We start from the raw sequence: 4,053 nt of genomic DNA, 5'->3' as shown, positions 1-4,053 counted from the left end.
CAAAGAGTGGCGTTCGTCTTTGGTAAACACCAGATACCCAGGACAAACCTTCCTTGACGCGGGGTGGAGCAGCCCGGTAGCTCGTCAGGCTCATAACCTGAAGGCCGCAGGTTCAAATCCTGCCCCCGCAACCACTTCTTCCGATCCGTCGAGTTTTGAGATATAGACTCGACGGATTCGCGAAACAAGAGAAAAAGTTCGGGGACACTCCTCAAAAAGAGGAGGCGGCGCGACCGAGTTTTATTTTTCCCAGAATTTTCAAGAATTTAGACAACAAAAAACCCGCTGTTGGCGCAGCGGGTTCTTGAAAGGCTTAAACTTGCTCAGCTCGAAAATCTGAGGCCAAGTTTAGGCGACGGGATCGCTTTGTCAAGTGTAAATGCGACAAGAAAACTCAGCCGATACCATGAATGACATATCCAGACACAGAGTCGATAACCGACATCGATGCGGGGCCTTCTGCCCCAGCCGGAACATCTGCCGTTGCCCGCTGGCAATGGGTGCAATCAAGAGTCTTTGATCAGCCGGATCTGACATCCGCTGAAATTTGCGTGGCCCTTGTGCTGGCGTCTTACGTCAATGATCGCACGCAGGATTGCTTCCCGCGTATCGAGACGATTGCGCGGGCCGCCCGGCTTTGCGAGCGCAAGGTGCGACAAGCCCTCAATCGGCTGGTTAAATTGGGGCTGATTGTCAAAATCAGCCGCGCTGTCGGGCATTTGCGCAATCGCAACGCTTATCAGCTGGTGGGCCTCTCCGCCAAACCGGCACCTCATTCCCCCAAACCGGCACGGGATGCCGGTGTCAAAGCGGCACCGGATGCCGGTTCCTATAAGAAGAACACGGATAAAGAAGGCAACACGGATGGAAGGGAACAGCGCTGTTCGCCTTCTGATGCCTCTCCCGGTCTGGGGGCGACCGTCCTTCCTGCCGTCGATGATCAATGTTTGATTCTGGCAAGAGAATGGCAGCGCCTGTGTTCGCAGCCATGGACCTTGGCCAATGCCTGCTTGCGGGTCAGTGAAGCGGTCCAGCGCGTTGGCCTTGATGCTGTGCATGCGGCTCTGACGGGTTTACGGCAGGAAGGAAAAAAGCCTTCACGTCTGGCGATGCTCGACATTCTCGACGGGTTGATGCCCGAAGTTTGTGTCAGGGACGAAACCCCTGTTCCTGCCCCAATAGGCGAGGCCTCTGATCCAGCCGAGTGGCGTGAAATTTGTGACGTCATTGCGCAAGGCAGTCTCCCCGGCTGTCGTCATCCGCGCGCCTGGCTGTCGCAGATACGGGCTTCGATAACCGGCAATGCCTTGCAACTGGTTGCCAGCAATCGGTGTGTGCGGGACACCGCGCAAAATCATTTGCTTTCAGAAATCACCCGGCAGGCGGCGCGGCGCGGGCTTGTGACCGGAGGTGTGTCATGCTTGAACTGATCGCCACCCGTCAAAACCTGCCTGACTCTTTGGAGGGCCGCCTTGCGCTTTTTGCGCGTCAGGCGGCAGGATTGGCCCGTATTCGGCGTTGGAACGGGGCCTGCGATGTTACGGTTGCGCAGCATTGTGTTCAGGCCTGTGATCTGGCCTCACGACAGGCCGCGGGATATGCCTTGTTGCATGACATCGAGGAGTTTGACACCGGCGATATCACCACGCCGGTCAAGAACACCCTGCGCCAGCTTGGCGTCTGGGCACGGTTTGAAACCGAGATCGTCCTGCCGATCCGGCGGGATTTTACTCTTCTGGCAGGCCTTGAATGGCCGTGGCCTGCAATCGTTACTGCCGAAATTCATGATATCGACCAGCGCCTCAAGGCAACCGAATATCGCGATTGTGTTGATCGGTCCCTGATCAATTTGGCAGCAGGTGATCTGGCAGAGCCGTTTGAGGATTATATGTTGCCATGGAGTGTGACCAAAGCCGGGCATGTGTTTATGCAGCGTGTTCGCGAAGTCCTGCCTGCGCTGGGAGGTGGCGATGCAAGATGATGATGTCACAGCCTATGCCCGATTGGCGATTGATACCCTTGAAGGCGAGAAAAGAACCGTGAGAATGCAGCTTGCCGAACTGGACCGGATGCTGGCGCGGCAACCGGGTGTTCCCATCTGCGGCACGGATCAGCTTGTGTCTCTGGAGCCGGAGCAGCGGGCTATTGTGATGGAAGCCCTTTACGAGCGGGAACGCCATCTTGCCCGCCGATCCGGTTTGCGCCGGAGGCTGGAGAGTGTCGAAGCCGAGGTCGCGCACTGGTCGAACCGGCTGATCATGACCGGCAGAATTCTGCCGGTTGTTGCCGTGCTGGTCCTGATGCTGTTCCCGATGATTGCTCAGGCAAACTGTTATCATTGGCCGTTGCGAGAGCAGGGCGGTGTCTTTGCCTATGATGGCGATACGATCTATATCACCATGCCGGGCTTGCCCGCGCCGATCAGCAAGATGTCTGTTCGGGTGGCAGGGATAGATACCCCGGAAATCCGGGGGCAATGCGAGGCCGAAAAACAGCTCGCCATAATGGCACGGGATCGGGTGCGGGCGTTGTTGGCCCGTGCGGTCACAGCAGGGCAACCTGTTCTGTTTTGTCGTCCGGAATGGGGCCGGTATGGCGGGCGGGTGGTCGCCCATGTTGCGATTGGTGATGCATGGCTGCATGACATCCTTCTCGCGGAAGGGTTGGGGCGGGTATATCAGGGTGGGCAACGCAGCAGCTGGTGCCCGCAGTAACGGTAATCGCGATATCACTTATTGATATTAAATATTGAATTCGATATCGCTTTTGGATATCATGTGATCATGAACAGAAAACATCAGAAGACGCTTGGGACGATCTTTAAAAACCCGGTGTCGGGCACGATCATCTGGGACGACATAGAACGGCTGTTCACAGCACTTGGCGGACAGGTTTCCGAAGGGCAGGGCAGTCGCGTCCGGGTGTCGCTTAATGGCGTGCGGCAGGTCTTTCATCGTCCGCATCCGCAAAAAGAAACCAAAAAAGGCGCGATCAAATCGGTTCGCGACTTTCTGGAAAGAGCAGGAGTGAAGCACGATGCTTGAATATAAAGGATATGTCGGCACCGTCGATTATGAACCCGATGACAAAACCTTTCACGGCAAGGTCATCGGGCTGAGCAAGGACGGTATTCATTTTGAAGGGGCGACGGCGGAAGAGTTTGAGCAGGCTTTTCGCGACAGCGTTGATGATTATCTGGCCTGGTGTGCCGAAGATGGTGTGGAGCCGGACAGGCCCTATAGCGGAAACATCGCGTTGCGGGTGGATCCGGGCATTCATCGCAAGGCCTCCATCTTGGCCGGGGCCTCGGGCATGAGCATCAGCAAGTGGATTGAGCACCAGATCGAACGGGCGTGAACGGCCCTTTTGGGGGATTTTACAGGTGCCAGACAGAGGGGCGCCTTGCTCGTCAGAGTACTTGCCTTAATCATGATGATGCCGGTTCACCGATCGATGACGAAACGGCAAAACCGAAACAACGCAAGCGCCGGGCTTTGCCGGAACATCTGCCACGCGAAGAGGTTCGTCATGAACCGCAGGGTGATTGCCGCCAGTGTGGCGGGTCGCTGAAACAGGTTGGTGAGGACATCACTGAAATCCTCGATTATGTGCCCGGCCACTTCAAGGTCATCCGTCATGTCCGTCCGGCCCTGTCGTGCCGGTCTTGCGAGAGCATGGTGCAACTGCCGATGCCATCCCTGCCGATTTGAGCGCGGCATGCCCTCGGCCAGTCTTCTTGCCCATGTGCTGGTCTCGAAATATGCCGATCATTTGCCATTATACCGGCAAAGCGGCATTTATGCCCACGACGGCATGGAACTGCCCCGATCATTGCTGGCCAACTGGGTTGGCAAATGTTCAAGCCTGATGGAGCCCCTGATTGCTGCGATTGAACGGCATGTTCTGGCCGGGTCGCATATCCATGCCGACGATACACCGGTGCCCGTCCTTGAGCCTGGCCGGGGGAAAACAAGGCAGGGCCGGTTGGATTTATCTTCGCGATGAACGGCCGCATGGCAGTGATACGCCACCAGCCGCCCTTTATCGCTATAC

At 56.7% G+C, this 4,053-nt stretch carries 5 protein-coding genes, 1 tRNA gene and 1 pseudogene; all 7 read left to right on the top strand.

Features of this window, described 5'->3' with window-relative positions; genetic code table 11:
• Positions 1-57 precede the first annotated feature (57 nt).
• Positions 58-134, top strand: a tRNA-Met gene (locus tag Q8O73_RS03460).
• Between the two features lie 276 nt (positions 135-410).
• Complete coding sequence (locus Q8O73_RS03455; RefSeq protein WP_305555019.1) at positions 411-1,430, top strand: helix-turn-helix domain-containing protein; 1,020 nt, start codon at positions 411-413, stop codon at positions 1,428-1,430.
• Complete coding sequence (locus tag Q8O73_RS03450) at positions 1,418-1,981, top strand: hypothetical protein (RefSeq protein WP_305555016.1); 564 nt, start codon at positions 1,418-1,420, stop codon at positions 1,979-1,981. Before Q8O73_RS03455 ends, Q8O73_RS03450 begins: the two co-directional genes overlap by 13 nt.
• Entirely contained in the window at positions 1,971-2,714 is a 744-nt protein-coding gene (locus Q8O73_RS03445) for a thermonuclease family protein (RefSeq protein ID WP_305555013.1), read from the top strand. Before Q8O73_RS03450 ends, Q8O73_RS03445 begins: the two co-directional genes overlap by 11 nt.
• A gap of 21 nt (positions 2,715-2,735) precedes the next feature.
• Complete coding sequence (locus Q8O73_RS03440; protein ID WP_371135034.1) at positions 2,736-3,044, top strand: type II toxin-antitoxin system HicA family toxin; 309 nt, start codon at positions 2,736-2,738, stop codon at positions 3,042-3,044.
• On the top strand, positions 3,037-3,357 hold the full coding sequence (locus Q8O73_RS03435; RefSeq protein ID WP_305555010.1) for a type II toxin-antitoxin system HicB family antitoxin: 321 nt from the start codon (positions 3,037-3,039) through the stop codon (positions 3,355-3,357). The genes Q8O73_RS03440 and Q8O73_RS03435 overlap by 8 nt, the downstream gene beginning before the upstream one ends.
• 119 nt (positions 3,358-3,476) lie before the next feature.
• Positions 3,477-4,053 (top strand): annotated as a pseudogene (locus tag Q8O73_RS03430) (IS66 family transposase); the annotation flags it as partial.

The organism is Thalassospira sp., assembly GCF_030690045.1.
Classification (GTDB): Bacteria; Pseudomonadota; Alphaproteobacteria; order Rhodospirillales; family Thalassospiraceae; genus Thalassospira.
Note: the sequence above shows the minus strand (reverse complement) of the source record. Positions and strands in the feature narration are given on the sequence as shown.